The sequence below is a fragment of the Microbacterium arabinogalactanolyticum genome (assembly GCF_030268005.1).
GTDB classification, from domain to species: domain Bacteria; phylum Actinomycetota; class Actinomycetes; order Actinomycetales; family Microbacteriaceae; genus Microbacterium; species Microbacterium arabinogalactanolyticum.
This window is the reverse complement of record NZ_BRZC01000007.1, coordinates 538,175-554,597: the sequence shown is the minus strand read 5'-3', so window position 1 is coordinate 554,597 and position 16,423 is coordinate 538,175. Positions and strand designations below refer to the sequence as shown.

Here is a 16,423-nt window from a genome sequence, read left to right as displayed (position 1 = left end):
CCGCCGGTGGCTCGGCGGGAGCTACCTCAGCGCGACCCGGGCCCAGGAGCGCCTGCCGGTGCGGATGACGGACCCGCTGGAGACGAGCACCTGCTGCTCCGGGTCTGTGACGGGGACGCCGTCGATCCGTACGGCGTCCTGGGAGATCAGACGCCGCAGGGCCGACCGGCTCAAGTCCGGCCGGACCTGCTCGAGCAGGGCGAGCGCGGTCGAGGCCGGATGCTCGATGCTGACCGGCTCGAGCTCCTCCGGCACCGCTCCGTGGGCGAACACGTCGATGAACGCCGCACGCTCGCGGTCGGCGGCATCCGCGCCGTGGTACCGCTCGACGACCGCCGCCGCGAGGGTCAGCTTGGCGTCGCGCGCGATGCGTCCGCCGCGGGTCGCGTCGTGGCCCAGCGCGGCCACGATGTCGTCGGGCAGGGTCGTGTACGCGCCGGCCCAGATGCCGACCAGATCGTCGGGCAGGCTCATCGCCTTGCCGAACTTGTCGCTGGCGCTGTCGGTGAGCGCGATGTAATTCCCGAGCGATTTCGACTGCTTGGGGCCGCCGTCCAGGCCCGGTGTGATGACGGTGGTGATCAGTGACTGCGGGCTCGCGCCGAGCCGCTGCTGGAACTGGCGGCCCATCATCTCGTTGAACAGCTGATCCGACCCGACGATGGTCAGATCGCTCTGCATGGCGAAGCTGTCGTAGCCCTGCAGCACGGGGTAGGTCAGCTCGTGCAGGGCGATCTCACGCCCCTGGGCGACGCGCTCGCGGAACATGTCGCGGGCCATCAGCTGCGCGTGCGTGGTCATGCTGAACAGACTCAGCAGCTCGGCGACCGGCATCCGATCGAACCATTCCGAGTTCCGGCGCACCTCGAACACCTCGGGTGCGGTGTCCAGCACGATCGAGACCTGGTCGAGGAAGGCCTGCGCGTTCTGCTCGATCTGCTCCGCCGTGAGTACGGGGCGGGTCTCGCTCTTGCCGGTCGGGTCGCCGACGCGGGTGGTGAGATCGCCCAGCAGGAAGACCACGCGATGCCCGTGGTCCTGCAGGTGCCGCATGAGCCAGAGGTTCACCGCGTGACCCAGATGCAGGTCGGGCGCGGTGAGGTCGACGCCGTACTTGATGCGCAGCTGCCGGCCGCTCTCGAGTTTGGCGCGCAGCGCCTGCTCGTCGACGATCGCGTCGATGGTGCGGAGCATGGGACGCAGGATGTCGTCTGCGCGGGTCATGATGTTCCTCTCGATGGGTGCACGAGAGGGTGACGGGGCAGAGCCTCCCGTGGATACACGAAAGGCAAGGACGGTCGTCCTTGCCTGGGGCTCTGGCCTTGTCGGGCGCTACTGATCGCCGGCTCTGACCAGAGCCGGGAGATAGGTGTGCTGACGCGCCGTCATGCGGAGCAGGTTAGCACGGGCGGGCAGCCGTATGATCGCGGGATGTGGTGGTCGGATGCTGAATGGGCGGCGCTCATCGATCCGGAGGCATGTGGCATGTGCGCGGATGCGCATCTCGACGAGAACGCGCACAGCGTGCTGGTCGTCTCGACGTCGACCGCGCACGTCCGGCTGGTGCGGAATCAAGCACATCCCGGCTACTGCGTCGTGATCCTGCGGGAGCATCTGACCGACATGACGGATCTCGGGCCTGCGGCGCGGGCGGCGTTCTGGTCCGATGTCCAGAGAACAGGAAGCGCCGTCGCATCGGTCTTTTGCCCGCGCAAGGTCGACTATCTGGTGATGGGGCACCGGATGCCTCATCTGCACTGCCACGTGTTTCCTCAGCACGACCAGGACGATCCGCTTCGTAACGTCGACATCTCCGACGGACCCGTAGTTCTCGCGACCGGGGAACTGGAGGAATGGGCTCGTCGGCTCCGGGCCGCATGGAGCTCCGTGGGCTGATGATCGGTCGTACCCTCCGCCGGATGCTCAGCCGGATGCTGATAGCGTCGCCGCAACGTTCACGAGGGGAACTCCGATGGGTGACGACCTGACGCTGGGTCTGACGCTGAGCGGCGGCGGTGCCTACGGAGCCGCCCAGGCGGGCGTGCTCCAGGTGCTGGAGGAGCGCGGCATCCGACCCGGGATCGTCGCGGGCACCAGCGCGGGAGCGCTCATCGGCGCCGCGTATGCCGCTCGGCTCGATGCAGACGCCATCGAGAGCGCCGTCCGCAGATTCCGCTGGAGTCACATCGCCCGTTGGTCGGCGCGCCCGCGGTGGGGCGTGCTCGACACCCATGCGGTGACGGACGCCGTGCACCGCATTCTGGGTGAGGACCCGATGATCGAGGATCTGCCGCGGAGGTTCGGCGCCTACGCCACCGACCTGCGCACGCGGCGAGGGGTGATCCTCGATCACGGCCCGCTCAGCAGTGCCCTCCGCGCCACGATCGCCGTGCCCGGCCTGCTTCCTCCTGTTCGGCGCAGCGGCCGGCTGCTGGCGGACGGCGGTATGATCGACAACGTGCCCGACCGGGTGACGCGCGCCCTCGGGGCCACGCGGACCATCATCGTCCGGCTGCATGCGAAGTGGGAGAACGTGCGGATGATGCGCACGACTGCGGCGACGGCAGACCTGGTGGCGGATCCGACGGTCATCCTGATCCAGCCCGACATGGCGCGCATGGCTCAGTGGGTGACGAAGGATGTGCCACGCCTGATCGCCGAGGGACGCCGGGCAGCAGAAGAGGGGCTGGATGCCGCGATTCGCGACGGTCGCCTGGTGACGGCCGCCTGACCGTCGCCCGACGGACGCGGCGCGCTCACACCGACTTACGGAGGGCGTAACCGCGCGGGGTCGCGACGAAGCCGGCTTCCTGCAGGGCGAGCGCGAAGGGCGTGCCGTAGACGCCGGCGCCGTTGATCTTCTCGACGGTGAGCGTCTCGAGGCGCCGGGCGCGGGAGGTCGCGACGAGGTCGGATGCCGCGGCTCGCAGCACCTCGGGGTCGTCGTCGAACGCGAGCACGGTGCGGCCGCCGCGCTCCAGGTACAGCACGAGCGCGCCGTCGACGAGCACCACGAGCCCGCCGGCCTTGCGGCCCGGGCGGTGGGAGACGTCGTCGAGCCGCGGCCACGCGAGGGCCGCGCCATATGGGTTCGCCGGGTCGGTCGCGGCCAGCGTGACGGCCTGCCGCGGTGGCGGATCGGCGAGGCCGGAGAAGGTGCGGAGACGGTCGACCGTGGTGGATGCCGCGAACTGCGCGGCCCCCAGCTTCTCGATCACGTAGCCGCGGCGGCAGTGACCCGCCTCCTCGAAGCCGGCCAGCACCCGGTATGCCTGGGCGAAGCCGCCCGGCACGCCCTCCGCCTGCACCGCTCCGCGGGTGACGACCCCGTATCGGTCGAGCAGGAGCCCCGCCGTCACGGTCGCGCGGCGCGCGGCATCCCCAGGCTCTGCCTGCCCTGGAGGGGGAGTCGTCTCCGGCAGCACCGCCCAGCGCCCGCCGAAGCCGGCCGACGACGGCCGCGCCCCCGGTCGCGTCAGCGAGACGCCCCGGTAGGTGCGGGTGCGCGGTGCGCGTCGCGCCGTCTTGTGCGCCTGCGAGCCGCCGGCGATCAGCGCCCTCACGGGTGCGAACGTGTCGTTCGTGACGTGGCCCTGCCACGTCAGTGTCCAGAGGGCGTCGAGCACGGACTGCTCGTTCTCGGCATCCGTCATCGCACGCAGAGCGCCCGCGAACGACGCTCCGCTGAGCCGCAGCACGTCGAGCACCTTCTCCTCGAGCGATCCCGCACCGGGCGACTCCTCCGGGACCGGCAGCGTGAACGGTGCGAGGTCGGCCGGATGCAGCGAGACCCAGCCGTCTCGGCCCGGGAGCGACCCATGGCCGGCCCACACGACCTCGCCTGCCGCGGTGAGCTCGTCGAGCAGCGCCGGCGCGTAGTCGCGCACCCGGCTCGGCAGCACCAGCGACTCCCATGCGCTGGCGGGGATCGGAACTCCGGCGAACTGCTCGATCACGCTGAGCACGCCGTCGATGCCCTCCAGCGGCCGGGTCAGGTGCTGCCAGTCCGGCAGGAACCGCGCATAGGCCTGTGGGCTGACAGGCTCGACGCTGCCGCGGATCGCGGCGAGCGAGCGCATCCGCAGCCGGCGCAGCACCTCGGCGTCGCACCACTCCTTCGCGCCGCCCGGGTCGGCGTCGTCGGCGGGCAGGAAGTAACCGCTGGTCAGTCGTCCCGCCGATTCCAGCCGCTGGAGGGTGTGCCGCGCGACGGCGGTCCCGATGCCGAAGCGCGTGGCGACGGCATCCGTCGTGAACGGACCGTGGGTGCGGGCATGCCGCGAAACGAGGTCGCCGAGGGGGTCGGCGACCGGCTCCAGGAACGCGACGGGGATGCCCGTGGGCAGAGCTGCGCCGAGTGCGTCGCGCAGCCGCCCGGCATCCTCGATCACGGCGCAGCGGGCGTGGCCGGCGATCGTGATCGGGACGGCGCGACGGGCGGTGACGAGCTCGTTGAGGAGTGCGGATGCCTGCTCGGGCGAAGCGGAGCTTTCCCCTCCGTCCGTCGAGGGCTCCAGCCGCGCCGCGACCTCCTCGGCATCCAGGGGTCCGAGCATCCGCAGCAGATCGGCGACGCCCTCCACCCCCCGTGCGCGGCGCTGCGGGTCGAGGCGCTGCGCCTCCCGCTCGAACTGCGCGATGACGTCGGGGTCGAGCAGCTCGCGCATCTCGACCGTGCCGAGCAGTTCGCCGAGCAGCGCGGGATCGACAGACAGCGCGGCGGCGCGGCGCTCGGCCAGCGGCGAGTCGCCCTCGTACATGAACGCGCCGACATAGCCGAAGAGCAGATCGCGCGCATACGGCGAGGGCTGCGCGGGCTCGGTCTCGACCAGGCGGATGCGCCGCTCGGAGATGTCGGTGATGAGGCGGCGCAGCGACGGCAGGTCGTAGACGTCCTGCAGCACCTCGCGCAGGGTCTCCAGGATCACAGGGAAGGTCGGATGGCGCCTGGCGACCTCCAGCAGCTGCGCCGACCGCTGCCGCTGCTGCCACAGGGGCGTGCGCTTGTTGGGGTTCATCCGCGGCATGAGCAGCGCGCGGGCCGCGCACTCTCGGAAGCGCGAGGCGAACAGCGCCGACCCGCCGACCTCGGCGGTGACGATCTGCTCCAGCTCGTCCGCGTCGAACACGAAGAGGTCCGCCCCGGGCGGCTCGGCATCGGCATCCGGAATGCGCACGATGATGCCGTCATCGCTCGCGACCGCCGATCCCTCCACTCCGAGCCGCTCGCGCACGCGCGCGTTGATGGCCAGCGCCCACGGTGCGTGCACCTTCATGCCGTACGGGGAATGCAGGATGACCCGCCAGTCGCCGACCTCGTCGTGGCCGCGTTCGACGGTGAGGGTGCGGTCGGTGGGCAGGGTGCCGGTGGCCTCGCGCTGCTCGGTCAGGTAGCCGATCAGGTTGGTGCGCGCCATGTCGTCCAGGCCCGCGTCGATCAGGCGCTGCTGCGCCTTCGAGGGCTCGGCGGTGGAGACCTCGCGGGAGAAGCGGCCGAGGGCCTCGCCGAGCTCGAAGGGCCGCCCGATGCCGTCGCCGTGCCAGAACGGCACCTTGCCCGGCTGGCCGTACGCGGGGATGACGTTGACCCGGTCGTGGGTGATCTCTGCGATCCGCCAGCTGGTCGTGCCGAGCGTGAACACGTCGCCGACGCGCGACTCGTAGACCATCTCCTCGTCGAGCTCGCCCACACGGGCGCCCGTGGTCTCGCCCGCGACGAAGACCCCGAACAGTCCGCGGTCGGGGATCGTCCCGCCGCTGGTCACCGCGATGCGCTGGGCACCGGGTCGGCCGGTCAGCGTCCCGGCATCCCGATCCCACACGACCCGGGGGCGCAGTTCGGCGAACTCGTCGGACGGGTACTTGCCGGCGAGCAGGTCGAGCGTCGCCTCGTACGCCGAGCGGGGGAGAGTCTGGAACGGCGCGCTGCGCCGCACGGTCTCGAACCAGTCCTCGACCGAGATCGGATCGAGCGCGCAGGCCGCGACGGTCTGCTGGGCGAGGATGTCGAGCGGATTGCGCGGCACGGCGATCGCCTCGATCTGTCCCGCCAGCATCCGCTCGGTGACGATGGCGGTGTGCAGCACGTCACCGCGATGCTTGGGGAAGAGGGATGCCCGGCTGATCTCGCCGACCTGGTGCCCGGCGCGGCCGACGCGCTGCAGGCCGGATGCCGCGGACGGCGGCGCCTCCACCTGGATCACCAGGTCGACCGCACCCATGTCGATGCCGAGCTCGAGGCTGCTCGTCGCCACGACGCAGCGCAGCACGCCTGACTTCAGCTCCTCCTCGACGATCGCGCGCTGCTCCTTGGAGACCGAGCCGTGATGGGCCTTCGCGAGCACGGGATCGGCGCCGGCGGTCGACCCCGCCTGCGCCATCATGGCGGCCGGCGGTGCGGCGTTGTCGGGAAGGGCCACCCCGATCCGCTCCGAGTAGATCTCGTTGAGTCGCCCGGTGAGCCGCTCCGCCAGCCGGCGCGAGTTGGCGAACACGATGGTCGACCGGTTCTCGAGCACCTTGTCGACGATCGCCTCCTCGACGTGCGGCCAGACGGAACCGGTCACCTCGGTGTACTCGGCGGGCTCGTCGTTCGAGGTCGTTGCGCCGGGCGGCGGGGGAGGGTTGCGCATGTCCTCGATCGGCACCACCACGCCGAGCTCGAACGTCTTCACAGCGCGCGGCGCCACGATGTCGACCGGCGCGGAACCGCCGAGGAAGCGGGCGACCTCGTCGATCGGACGGACGGTGGCCGACAGGCCGATGCGCTGCGCCGGAGATTCCGCGCCGCGCGCTGCACGCAGGGCGTCCAGTCTCTCCAGGCTCACCGCGAGATGCGCGCCGCGCTTGGTGGCGGCCACCGCATGCACCTCGTCGATGATCACCGTGTGCACGCCGCGCAGCGTCTCGCCGGCGCGGCTGGTGAGCATCAGGTAGAGCGATTCGGGCGTCGTGATGAGGATGTCGGGCGGGGCGCTGACCAGCTTGCGGCGGTCGCTCGACGTGGTGTCCCCGGATCGCACCCCGACCGTGACCTCCGGCACCGGCAGACCCAATCGCCGCGCGGACTGCCCGATGCCGATCAGCGGCGAGCGGAGGTTGCGCTCGACGTCGACACCCAGCGCCTTCAGCGGGGAGATGTAGAGGATGCGCGTGCGCGGCTCGCCGTCGGCATCCGCTCCCTCCACCCGTTCCCGGAACACGCTGTCGATCGCCCAGAGGAACGCGGACAGCGTCTTGCCCGACCCGGTCGGCGCGACGACGAGCGCGTTGCGTCCCGCGGAGATCGCCTCCCAGGCACCCGCCTGAGCGTTCGTCGGCGCGTCGAACGCCCCGCGGAACCAGTCCTGGGTCGCGGGGGTGAAGCGGTCGAGCACATCGCTCATCCCTCCATCATGCGGCAGGCCGCCGACACTCTGGCGGCCTCCGATACCGTGAACGGATGGAAGAGGCCGAGTTCACGCGTCTGTACGGAGATTGGGCGCCGCGTTCGCCCGCCGACGTCCGGGACTTCTTCGACGGCTACGGCGGCACGTGGTGGATCGCCGGCGGCTGGGCCCTGCAGGCTTTCACCGGTGTCGAGCGCCATCACGAGGACATCGATCCCGGCATCCTCCGCGCCGAGCTGCCTCTCCTGCGTGCGCACGTCGGCGATCGTCTGCACCTGTGGGCGGCGTTCTCGGGTGCGTTGAAGCCGGTGGCATCCGACGATCCGGACGACCTCCCGGACGGATGCGGTCAGCTCTGGGCGCGCCGCAGCGCCGCGGATCCGTGGGAGTACGACATCCTGCTCGGCCCGGGAACGACGGACGAATGGCAGTACCGGCGCGACCGGAGCGTCCGGATGCCGATGGCCGACGCCCTCTGGGAGCGCGACGGCATCCGCTTTCTGCAGCCCGAGATCCAGCTGCTCTACAAGGCGAGGGGACTGCGCGACAAGGATCGCGCGGACTTCGACGCGACCCTGCCGTTCCTGGACGATCGACGACGCGCCTGGCTCGCGGAGGCTCTGCGGCGCACGATCCCCGGGCACCCGTGGCTCGCGGCGCTCGGCTGATCCTCGACAATGTCGCCGGCGTGGGGGATGCTGGCCGCATGGCGCACACGACGAACTACACGAACACGTTCATCGAGGTCTCGGAGGACTGCCGTGCCGAGCACGGCGAGGAGCCTCCGATCGCCGAGAACCTCTCCATCGCCGCGCTGCACTACCGACTGCTCATCGAAGAGCCGTACACGCGCACGTCCGACGACGTGCTGTTCGAGACGCATGCGCTGCGCAAGGGTATCGACCCGCACGACGAGGCGGCCCGTGAGGAGTTCTTCTCGAAGGGCCAGGCCTGCCTGCGCTCGTCCCCGCTGGGCAAGCGCTACGGCTGGGGCACTCACCACGATGCCGAGGGGCGCGTGGCGCTGATCCCCGGGAGTCCGAGGAGTACGCGCGACTGGCGTCGGACCCGGAGCTCGCGCACACCAGGGCCATGAGGTCCAGCCGGGCGAAGTGAGCCTCAGAACTCGTTCGGCACGATGATCCAGAGCAGCACGTAGGCCCAGATCGACAGGCCCGCGAACAGCACAGCCAGCACCGTGATCACGCGCACGGTCGTCGGACTGATGTCGAATCGTCGTGCCACGGCCGAGCAGACGCCGGCGATCACGCGGTCCTGGCGGGGGCGGACGAGAGGAGTCATGCCTCCATCCTGCCCGCCAGGACCGCGCCGCGGAACCCTCACCCGATCTGGGTCAGTTGGCCTTCGGCATCCAGCTCCAGCGTCAGGTCGAGTTCCAGCCGCTGCAGGAACACGTCGTCGTGGCTGACGACGAGCACCGCTCCGCGGAAGGCGAGCAGCGCCTGGACCAGCTGATCGACCGTGTCGAGGTCGAGGTTGTTAGTCGGCTCGTCGAGCACCACGAGGTGCGGCGGGGGATCGGCGAGCAGCAGCTTCGCTAGCGCCACCCGGAACCTCTCACCGCCCGACAGCGCGCCGACGGGGCGGTCCATCGTGGCCCCGCGGATCAGGAAGCGGGCGAGCCGGTTGCGCAGCTCCTTGTCGGGAACGTGCGGAGCCGCCGCCGCGATGTTCTCCACCACGGACGCCGACTCGTCGAGACCGTCCACACGCTGGGACAGGTAGCCGATCCGATCGGTGTGCGCCTCCGCGACCAGTTCCGGGTTGATCGGGAACTCGGATGCCGCGGCATCCGCACCCTCCACGCGGGAATGTGCGCCAGCGGCGGATGAATCCTCCGGATCCGTCCGCGCGAGGTGCGCATTCCCGCTCGAAGCGCTCACGTTCCCGCCGATGAGATCGGCATCAGCCACCAGCCGCCGCAGCAGCGTGGTCTTCCCGACACCGTTGCGCCCGATCAGCGCCACGCGCTCCGGCCCCTGCACCACCCACGACCGAGTCCCGTCGCCGAGCGTGGCGATACGTCGCGAGTTCGAGACGCCCGGGTCGGGCAGCTCGATCTTCATCGACGCGTCCTCGCGCACACGGCGGCCGGCGGCATCCATCGCGGCGCGTGCCGTCTCCTCCTTGCCCGCGACCTCGGTGCGCAGCCGGCCGGCCGAGACCTGTGCGGCCATCTTGCGACCGTTCATGACGATCTTCGGCTCGCGCTTGTTCTCGTACGCCTTCTTCGCGAAGCTCGCCCTGTGCGCGAGCTTGGTCTCCGCCTCGATGCGCTGCCGCTTCTCCTTCTTGAACGCCTGCGTCGCATCGCGCTCATCCTGCCGGGCGGCTTCCTGCTCGGCATCCAGCCATGCCCGCCACTCGGAGTAGGGGCCGCCGAACACGCTCAGGCTGCTGCCGTAGAGCTCGGCGGTGTCATCCATCAGCTCCAGCAGCGCGATGTCGTGACTCACCACGATCAGCGCGCCCTTCCAGCCGCGGACCATGTCCGCCAGGCGACCCCGCGCCACGCGGTCGAGGTTGTTGGTCGGCTCGTCGAGCAGGGTGATCGGCGCGCGACGCAGCCGGATGCCGGCGATCGCGACCAGCACGGACTCGCCGCCGGACAGTTCGCCGACCGTGCGGTCGAGGAACGACGGGTCGAGCCCGGCCTCGGCGAGGGACACCTCGGCTCTCGCCTCGATGTCCCAGTCGTCGCCGACGGCGTCGAAGTGCGCCGGGTCGACGTCGCCGGCGGTGATCGCGCGCACGGCGTCGAGCTGAGCGGCGATGCCGAGCAGCTCGGCGACGCGGCGGTCGGTGTCGAGCGTGAGACGCTGGGGCAGGTAGGCGACCTCGGCCGTGCGGATGATCTGTCCCGAGGTGGGGACGAGGTCACCGGCGATCAGGCGCAGCAGCGTGGACTTGCCCGCGCCGTTGCGTCCGACGAGCCCGGTGCGGCCGGAGCTGAACGAGCCCGACACGGCGTCGAGCGCGACGGTACCGTCCGCCCAGGCGAACGTGAGCCGGTCGAGTGTGACGGCGGCGGAGGTGAAAGTGGTCGGTGTTGACATGAGCGGCTCCCGGAAGATGTGCGGGTGCGCGGATGCCGACGAGTCGACCGTGCCGGTCGTGGGCGTGTGCCTCTGGGGCCCTGAACTTGTCGAAGGGCCGGTGGCAGGAAGGATCGTCGGATCAGCGCGTGGGTGATTTACGCGGAGAGGCGACGATTCAGATCAAAGGACTTCCAGACACGGCGGACAGGACTCTGAGACGATACCGGCTCGATCGGGTTCACGCAACCCGGGCGTGTCGACGTCGGGCGGAGGGGGCGTCCGTCCCGCGTAGGTTGGATGTCATGGACGACAGGCAGCCGAGCTCCCACGAGATGCGGGCCCGCATGGGCTTCGCAGGGAGCATCATCATCGGCCTCGGCGTCGCCGCTGCGCTCGGCACCGCGACGAACATCATGCCGATCGGACTCGGTGTCGGCCTCGTCGTGACCGTCGTGCTCATGGTGGTGTTCACCCGTGCAGGGTCGCGGAAGCGGCATCCGGGTACGGCTGGAGGAACGGAACCAGACGCCGCCGAGACCGACCGCGAGCACCGACCCGACGACGACGCCGAGACACCGGCCTGAGCGTCAGGCGTCCAGCGAGTCCTTCCACTGCGACAGGAACACATCGACGTCGGTCAGCTCCTGCTCGGAGATGGAGTGGGTGAGACCCGGGTACACCCGTCCGGAGAGCTCGGCGTGCGAGGGCAGCCACTGCGCGGTGTGGTCGATGAGGTTCGGCGGGATCACGTCGTCGCGGCTGCCGCGGCCCCAGAACACCGGCGGCTTCCGCTCCTGCAGTGCGGCGTCGTTCGGCAGATCGCCGGGAGCGGCGTACCCGCTCAGCACGACGACCGCGTCGATCCGCTCCGGCGCGAGGCGCAGCGCCTGAAGCGCGACGGCAGCACCCTGCGAGAAGCCCAGCAGTGCGACATGCGCCGCGTCGGCGGCGACGGCGTCCAGCCAGCGCAGCAGTCCTTCCGCGGCCAGCGTGATGCCAGCGGCATCCCTCGTGTTCAGCGAGTCGATCGGGTACCACGAGCGGCCGGGCATCGGCCAGGGCGGGGTCAGCGGGGCGGCGACGGAGGCCACCGCGAGCCCGTCGGGGAGGTAGGGGACCAGCCCGAACAGGTCGTTCTCGTCGGCGCCGTAGCCGTGCAGCAGCACGAGCAGGGGTCTCCCGGCACGCTCACCAGCAGACCAGCGCGTCAGGGCGTCGTCGATCTCGGTCATGACCTCATCCTGCCAGGGACGACGGACGTCGGTCAGGCCCCCTAGGGTGATGAGCGTGACTGAACGGGGCTTCGCAGCGACCTCGCGTGTCGACGATGCAGGCATGGCGCTCGCTCTCGCGCCCGCTCTGACGCCGGCCGGGCCCCAGCATGCTCCGGAGTTCTTCCGCGGTTTCGCGACCCGCCCGCAGGTGCTCGCCCGCGCCCTCGTGACGCTGGCGGACATCACGGCCATGCGCTACTTCCAGTACACGCCGACCACGCAGCGCGACCCGGTGCTGAGCGCGCACGGCGATCGGCTGCGAGCCGAGTGCTTCTCCGCCTGCAACAGCGTCTACGCGCGGCTCGACGTGTTCGGCGACGGCCTCGACGGGGGCGAGATCGGGTTCGGCACCACGAACGTCGACATCACCGCCGACACGAGGCGGATGCTGTCGGGCGTCGGCCGCACCGAGCTGCTGCACCTGCAGGTCGGCGATGCCGGCCTGACGGCCGCGACGCCCGAGGCGCAGTCGCAGGAGCGACCGGTCAGGATGCCGACCCGGTGGGTGCCGGCGCTGGGCAACGTCGCGGAGCTGCATCGCGGCACGTCGCCGGGCTTCGCACTGGACGCCGCCCGGGCACGGGCGTTCATCGGGTCCGTTCCCGCGGCGACCGCGAGCGGCCGCAGCGGCTGGCTGACGGCGACATCGACCGGAGCACGCCTCGCGGCGCGGCCGTCGACGGGCGCCGTCCGGATCGCGGGCCTTCACCGGCTGTCCGCGCTGCGACGGATGCTGCCGCATGTGCGCGGCGCGGCGTTCCACGGCAGCGCCGAGACGGGCGTGGCGGTCGTCGAGATCGATCTGCCCGGCGCGAGGATCACGCTGGGGCTGACCGAGGAACCGTGGCGCGGTCATTCCGGTGAGGGATCCCTGCTCATCGGTCTGGCGACACCCGACGCCCTCGACGACGCGGACCTGGTCGCCGCGATGCTCGCCTTCGAGCCGCGCATCGACGTGACGAGACTGCAGGCCGACACGGCCCTCCCCGAGGCGAGGGTGCGCTCGGCGCTGGCGGTGCTCGCGGCATCCGGCCGCGTGGGCTGGGATGTGCACGACCGGGCGCACTTCCACCGCGAGCTGCCCGACGATCCCGCCCGCGTCACCCGGGACAACCCCCGGCTCGTCTCCGCCCGCCGGCTGCTCGCCTCGGATGCGGTGCGCCGCGACGGCGCGGGATGGCGTGTGCGCTCGGGGGACGGCGACTATCTCGTGGCGGTCGACCCGGCCTCGTGCACCTGCACGTGGCATCTGACGCACGGGACGGGCCACGGGCCGTGCAAGCATCTGCTGGCCGTGCTCCTCGCAGAGGGGCGCATCGATGAGGAGAACGACACGAATGACGACTGACCTCGCCCGCGCGATCGACATCTTCCGCGAGCTGGGCTGGGAGGACGCGGCGCTGGAGGAGCTGCCGAACCTTTCCCTGGGCACCGCCGCGCAGCAGAAGGAGGCGCTCGCCGGCCTGCGCAAGGGGGAATGGGGGAGTTTCGCCGATCTCGGCGAGAACACCTTCGGGTGGCGCTCGTCGATCGATGTCGACACCACGCGACTGGGTGTGTTCACGATCCGCCTCGGCGCGGACGCCCGCCGCACGATCGACGTGCTCCCGACGCCGCACGCGCTCGCCGACGGCATCCAGGCCGAGATCATCGCCCAGCGCGGTCCCGCCTTCGCCGCCGAGTTCATCGCTCTCGCGTGCGTCTCGCGGCGGAGGGCGTGGGTCAACTCCACGTCGGTGTACGGCGGGGCGGCCGTGCGGCTCGTCCACATGCTGGGCCTGGAGATCCCGCGCACCGTCGAGTACCTCAAGGACTGGTCGGCATTCGCGGCCGCCGCGCTGGGGCGACCCGCGGAGATCTTCCCGGATCGCGATCTCATCGACGCCGAGGTGATCCGCGAGCGGTTCATCGAGCACGCACGCGTCGCGGTGGAGCAGGCGCAGCCGGCCACCGCCTCGCTGGGAGAGGCGTTCCCCGCGGCGTACGAGGCGGGCTGGATGTCCCGCGATGAGACGCTCGAACTGGCGTTCATCGGCCTGGAGACCGCGCAGCGCCCCGGCGACCGCGCGGTCTGGGCACGCGTGATCGCGGACACCCTGGCCGCGACCGACGACGAGCTCCTCGCGCGGGCCAACGCCCTCGTCCCGGTGCTCTCGGCGGGGGACGCGGCGGTGGTGGAGATGCTCGCGCCCCGGCTCATCGCCGCATCCGATGACCACCTGCTCGTCGAGCTCGCCGCCGGTGCTCTCGCGGTCAAGGGCAAGAAGACGCGGCTGAGCGTGCTCGCCTCGCTCGCCGCCCGCCAGCGCCCGCAGGCGGAGGGATCCGGCGAGCTGGTCGAGCAGGTGCGCGCGCTCACGGGAGAACGGGACGTCGCGCTCGTGAAGGCCGCGCAGAATGTTCTCGACGGGTGGGGGACGATCCGGGTCGACGACGAACAGGCGGGGGAAGAGGGGCGCGGGAGCTGGCGACCGACGCCGGAGGTGTGGACCGCGCCCCGCTTCGAGCCCGAGCCCGCGGAACCGGAGGCGCTGGCCGCGACGGCAGGGCGTCTGCTGGCGAAGCCGGAGGAGGTGCACGACGTCGAGGCCGAGATGTTCCTCGACCAGCTCGTGCGGCTCGCGCACCGAGATCCCGACGCCGCGCGCACAGCCCTGCGCGGCGTGAAGCAGCGCTGGGCGGGGGGCCTGCACTACATCACCGGCTGGGTCGCCGGGGATCTGAAGGACACCCATCTGGCCACCCGCGGGCTGATGGTCACGCGGGAGTTCGAACTGCTGAGCAGCGCCGGGCGGGTGCCCGTGATGCTCTCCACGCCCTCCTGGGTCGACCTGCGGATCGACCCGCAGGACCTGCTCGCACGGTTGCGCGTCCTTCACGCCGAGGGCGTCGCCGCACGGGCATCCGATCTCGTCCTCGCACTGGTCCGGTTGGACCTCTCCCTGATCACCGAGGAGCTGCAGGCCGGCTTCGCCGGGGTGTCGATCCCCGTCGTCGACCACGAGGACCGCACCGTCGCGGCATCCGCCGGTGCGGTCGTGGTCGCCTACACGGCGGACCCCGTCGTGGAGCCGCCCCTCGAGCCGTCTCCCTCCGGCGACGGCTGGCGTGCCGCCGACGTGATGGTGCCGCTTTCGCTGAGCGGCCTGTGCGGTGAGCTGTCCGAGCGGAGCTGGCGGTCGTGGCACGACGGCGCCGTCTTCCCGACCTGGACCGAGACCGTGGGCGAGGGCTTCGAGAGCTACCCGCTCGCCGCCCGGGGCGTGATGCTGCGTCAGGGGGCCCGTCACGCGGCGCCGTACGGCCGGCCGGTCGCCGCCCGGTTCATCGGGGCGCTCAGACAGCTGCATCCGCGTGCCGCCGAGGATGCGTTCACCGCCGTGATCGAGGCGTTCGAACGCGGCCTCCTGCGCCCCGAGCTGATCGACGTCGAGCACCTCGACGCCAGCGACCTCGCGGCCATGGCGAGGGTGTGCCTGGAACTCGCAGACGAGGGGCTCGCCTCGGTGGTCTGGCCGCTGCTGGACGGGCTGATCGTCGAGTCGCTCGCGGCACCGCGGATGCTGTCGGGCACGGCCGAGCTCGCGGATGCCCTCGCCCAGCTCGTGCCCACGGCGCTCGCCGCAGTCGACGAAGGCATCGCGCCGACGGAGATCCTCGCGGTTCCCGGGCTGCGCGCCCTCGCGTCGCGTTCGGGTGCGTCACGCGCCGTGACCGCCGCGAAGTCGGCCGTGGCGGCCCTTCCCGCGATGGAGCCGGCTCCGGTCAGGAGCGCGCCGGAAGGTCCCGCGTTCGCCGACGTCTGGCCGGAGGGCGCGGGCGGGATCCCCGCCGTGGTGGACGGCGCGACGATCACGGCGGAGTGGGCCGATCCGGACGCGAAGACGAAGATGCTCGCGATCGATCTGCGGCCGGCGGATGCACCGGACCAGGCGTTCCGCATCGCCAAGCCGGGCTGGACGTACGACCTCGAGAACGAGGGGCAGTGCTCGGCGATCCCCTGGCGCGACGGGCGACCCGATCCGGAGGGCCGGTCCACCGACCAGGTCTACCTGGCCTGGGACGGCGCGCGCCTCGAACGCCGCATCGGACGCGAGCCGGGGGTGCACCGCGGACCGCTGACCACGTCCATGCACGCCGTGGTGCTCGCGGCGCTCTGCCACGACGGCGAATGGGGCGACGGCGGCATCTACCTCATCGCCAATCTCACCGCGAACGACCTCATCGGGTGGGAGGCGGTCAGGCACGTCATGCCGGCGCTGCTGGCCTGCGACGACGTGAGCCCGGCGAGGATGATGCGGGCGATCGAGAAGGAGCCGCGCACGATCGCCGTGCTTTGGCCCGTGATCACGGAGTCGATCGCTTTCGCCGCCCGGGCGGAGACGCTGCCGCATTGGCTCAACCGCGTCCTCGACATGGCGGGGCTCGTGCTTCCGCAGCTCGCCGAGGCAGCGGGCCGAGGCTGGATTCCCGCGGACGCCGCCCGTCTGCCCGGCATCGAGGACATCGCGAAGCGCCCGGGGCGTCAGGCCGCGCTCGTCAAGGCCCGTGCCCTCGCCGAGCGGGTGGACGCGTAGAGGAGGTCGTGGCGCGTCTTCGCGGAGCGGCTGGGTGGGTGGGCTTGTCGGGGCGCGCCCTCGCGGAGCGGCTGGGTGGGGCGAGCCTGTCAGGGGCGCGCCCTCGCGGAGCGGCTGGTAGAAAT

Annotated in this window: 12 protein-coding genes; 7 read left to right on the top strand and 5 right to left on the bottom strand. The window is 71.4% G+C overall.

Translation table 11 applies throughout. From position 1 onward, the window contains the following. Window positions 1-21 precede the first annotated feature (21 nt). Window positions 22-1,224 carry a tyrosine--tRNA ligase gene (tyrS, locus tag MIAR_RS14210; RefSeq protein WP_285637301.1) on the bottom strand — a complete coding sequence of 401 codons (1,203 nt, stop codon included), beginning with the start codon at window positions 1,222-1,224 and terminating at the stop codon, window positions 22-24. A 207-nt stretch (window positions 1,225-1,431) separates the two neighbouring features. Here tyrS and MIAR_RS14205 point away from each other — a divergent pair, with 207 nt between their 5' ends. Together MIAR_RS14205 and MIAR_RS14200 are read left to right on the top strand one after the other, a co-directional pair. After that, window positions 1,432-1,896 (top strand): HIT family protein, encoded by a 465-nt coding sequence (locus MIAR_RS14205; RefSeq protein WP_285637298.1) that lies wholly within the window; start codon window positions 1,432-1,434, stop codon window positions 1,894-1,896. Window positions 1,897-1,972: 76 nt separating this feature from the next. Beyond that, entirely contained in the window at window positions 1,973-2,731 is a 759-nt protein-coding gene (locus tag MIAR_RS14200) for a patatin-like phospholipase family protein (RefSeq protein ID WP_285637295.1), read from the top strand. Window positions 2,732-2,756: 25 nt separating this feature from the next. Here the strand turns inward: MIAR_RS14200 and MIAR_RS14195 are convergent, their stop codons facing one another. Beyond that, window positions 2,757-7,385, bottom strand: coding sequence for an ATP-dependent helicase (locus MIAR_RS14195; protein WP_285637292.1), 4,629 nt, complete (start codon window positions 7,383-7,385; stop codon window positions 2,757-2,759). A 56-nt stretch (window positions 7,386-7,441) separates the two neighbouring features. Between MIAR_RS14195 and MIAR_RS14190 the strand changes: the two genes are divergently transcribed. Beyond that, window positions 7,442-8,056 (top strand): hypothetical protein, encoded by a 615-nt coding sequence (locus MIAR_RS14190; RefSeq protein ID WP_285637289.1) that lies wholly within the window; start codon window positions 7,442-7,444, stop codon window positions 8,054-8,056. A 38-nt stretch (window positions 8,057-8,094) separates the two neighbouring features. After that, window positions 8,095-8,484: a DUF6157 family protein gene (locus MIAR_RS14185; RefSeq protein WP_285637286.1), complete on the top strand. Its 390-nt coding sequence runs from the start codon at window positions 8,095-8,097 to the stop codon at window positions 8,482-8,484. A gap of 23 nt (window positions 8,485-8,507) precedes the next feature. On the opposite strand, the gene MIAR_RS14180 is transcribed toward MIAR_RS14185, so the two are convergent. Together MIAR_RS14180 and MIAR_RS14175 are read right to left on the bottom strand one after the other, a co-directional pair. Next, window positions 8,508-8,690 (bottom strand): PspC domain-containing protein, encoded by a 183-nt coding sequence (locus MIAR_RS14180; protein WP_285637283.1) that lies wholly within the window; start codon window positions 8,688-8,690, stop codon window positions 8,508-8,510. Window positions 8,691-8,728: 38 nt separating this feature from the next. Further along, the gene (locus MIAR_RS14175) at window positions 8,729-10,465 is read right to left on the bottom strand and encodes an ABC-F family ATP-binding cassette domain-containing protein (RefSeq protein ID WP_285637276.1); all 1,737 of its coding nucleotides are present in this window, start codon (window positions 10,463-10,465) and stop codon (window positions 8,729-8,731) included. A 284-nt stretch (window positions 10,466-10,749) separates the two neighbouring features. On the opposite strand from MIAR_RS14175, the gene MIAR_RS14170 reads away from it, so the two are divergent. Continuing rightward, window positions 10,750-11,031: a hypothetical protein gene (locus tag MIAR_RS14170; protein WP_285637274.1), complete on the top strand. Its 282-nt coding sequence runs from the start codon at window positions 10,750-10,752 to the stop codon at window positions 11,029-11,031. Window positions 11,032-11,034: 3 nt separating this feature from the next. Here the strand turns inward: MIAR_RS14170 and MIAR_RS14165 are convergent, their stop codons facing one another. After that, window positions 11,035-11,679, bottom strand: a complete 645-nt coding sequence (locus tag MIAR_RS14165; RefSeq protein WP_285637272.1) for an alpha/beta hydrolase — start codon at window positions 11,677-11,679, stop codon at window positions 11,035-11,037. A gap of 55 nt (window positions 11,680-11,734) precedes the next feature. On the opposite strand from MIAR_RS14165, the gene MIAR_RS14160 reads away from it, so the two are divergent. Next, window positions 11,735-13,069, top strand: coding sequence for an SWIM zinc finger family protein (locus tag MIAR_RS14160; protein WP_285637269.1), 1,335 nt, complete (start codon window positions 11,735-11,737; stop codon window positions 13,067-13,069). Next, window positions 13,059-16,298, top strand: a complete 3,240-nt coding sequence (locus tag MIAR_RS14155; protein WP_285637267.1) for a hypothetical protein — start codon at window positions 13,059-13,061, stop codon at window positions 16,296-16,298. The genes MIAR_RS14160 and MIAR_RS14155 overlap by 11 nt, the downstream gene beginning before the upstream one ends. The last annotated feature ends 125 nt before the right edge of the window (window positions 16,299-16,423 follow it).

Bases quoted from the DNA above. Each gene is read 5' to 3' on its own strand.
- tyrS (WP_285637301.1), bottom strand. From the start codon at position 1,224: ATGACCCGCGCAGACGACATCCTGCGTCCCATGCTCCGCACCATCGAC.
- MIAR_RS14205 (WP_285637298.1), top strand. From the start codon at position 1,432: ATGTGGTGGTCGGATGCTGAATGGGCGGCGCTCATCGATCCGGAGGCA.
- MIAR_RS14200 (WP_285637295.1), top strand. From the start codon at position 1,973: ATGGGTGACGACCTGACGCTGGGTCTGACGCTGAGCGGCGGCGGTGCC.
- MIAR_RS14195 (WP_285637292.1), bottom strand. From the start codon at position 7,385: ATGAGCGATGTGCTCGACCGCTTCACCCCCGCGACCCAGGACTGGTTC.
- MIAR_RS14190 (WP_285637289.1), top strand. From the start codon at position 7,442: ATGGAAGAGGCCGAGTTCACGCGTCTGTACGGAGATTGGGCGCCGCGT.
- MIAR_RS14185 (WP_285637286.1), top strand. From the start codon at position 8,095: ATGGCGCACACGACGAACTACACGAACACGTTCATCGAGGTCTCGGAG.
- MIAR_RS14180 (WP_285637283.1), bottom strand. From the start codon at position 8,690: ATGACTCCTCTCGTCCGCCCCCGCCAGGACCGCGTGATCGCCGGCGTC.
- MIAR_RS14175 (WP_285637276.1), bottom strand. From the start codon at position 10,465: ATGTCAACACCGACCACTTTCACCTCCGCCGCCGTCACACTCGACCGG.
- MIAR_RS14170 (WP_285637274.1), top strand. From the start codon at position 10,750: ATGGACGACAGGCAGCCGAGCTCCCACGAGATGCGGGCCCGCATGGGC.
- MIAR_RS14165 (WP_285637272.1), bottom strand. From the start codon at position 11,679: ATGACCGAGATCGACGACGCCCTGACGCGCTGGTCTGCTGGTGAGCGT.
- MIAR_RS14155 (WP_285637267.1), top strand. From the start codon at position 13,059: ATGACGACTGACCTCGCCCGCGCGATCGACATCTTCCGCGAGCTGGGC.